Source organism: Spiroplasma endosymbiont of Lariophagus distinguendus (genome assembly GCF_023846195.1).
Taxonomy (GTDB): Bacteria; Bacillota_I; Bacilli_A; order Mycoplasmatales; family VBWQ01; genus Spiroplasma_E.
In genome coordinates, this window is record NZ_JALMUW010000137.1 from 1 (window position 1) to 930 (window position 930).

A 930-nucleotide genomic window follows, 5' to 3' on the forward strand; every position below is an offset into this window, starting at 1 on the left:
AAAAAATAATACTTCAATAATTGGAACTGTTGAATTAATCGCTTTAGCACAGTCACATAATTCTTTTTTAAATTTAAAATTAGGTGTTACAAAAATAGCAGGAATATGATCTTCTAAAATATTACTAAAATGGTTCTTAAATTCTGTTTTTGGTAAAGAGGAAATATATTCGCTTTCTTTACTGCTTAATAAAATTATACGACGACTACGTGAGATTTGTTTAGTTTTAAATCCTGTTAACTCTAAACCACCACGATTAGTACCAATATTAGTAATAATTCTTTTTTCAATTGGAATTTTGGGATTAATATATAAAATTGTTAAATTAAATTTTGTTATTATTTCGCCAACACTAAGGTTTTCCATACTTAATTTCCTGCCTTTTATAATTAAAATTTTTGATTAATTTTAAACATAATATAATTATATATAATATATCAACAGAAAGTTTATTATTAACAAAAAATATACATAAGTTTCTAAAAACATTAAAAAAACTATTGAATAATATAATAAAAAATTATTAAACATTTCATTATCAAATAAAATTATTATGATATAATTTTTTAAAAATTGTTAAAAATTAAAATATTAGAAATTGGTGTTAACTTTTTATGAATAGCAACTATATTCCTTTTGAATTAGTATTAAAAAATATTATCTCATCATCTATCAATCAAAATTTAAATCATATTTATGAAACTATTGATAAAAATAAAAATGAAAAAAATACTGGTGATTTAGTTTCTGAAAAATGAGATTATCATTTTATTAATTATTTAGGACAACTAAGTTCAATTGGAAGTGGTACGCCTCCACAATTACCACCAAGAAATAAAATATAAATAAATATTACTAGTTAATATTATCTAAAATTTGAATAATAGTTTTAACTATCTTTGCGGCATTTTTTTCATTCTTAAGAACATG

Annotated in this window: 1 protein-coding gene and 1 pseudogene; one reads left to right on the forward strand and one right to left on the reverse strand. The window is 20.3% G+C overall.

All coding sequences use genetic code 4. The features are described from left to right. A pseudogene (locus M0D11_RS06125) lies at window positions 1-366 on the reverse strand (hypothetical protein); the annotation flags it as partial. A gap of 248 nt (window positions 367-614) precedes the next feature. On the opposite strand from M0D11_RS06125, the gene M0D11_RS06130 reads away from it, so the two are divergent. Beyond that, on the forward strand, window positions 615-845 hold the full coding sequence (locus M0D11_RS06130; RefSeq protein ID WP_252321044.1) for a hypothetical protein: 231 nt from the start codon (window positions 615-617) through the stop codon (window positions 843-845). The last annotated feature ends 85 nt before the right edge of the window (window positions 846-930 follow it).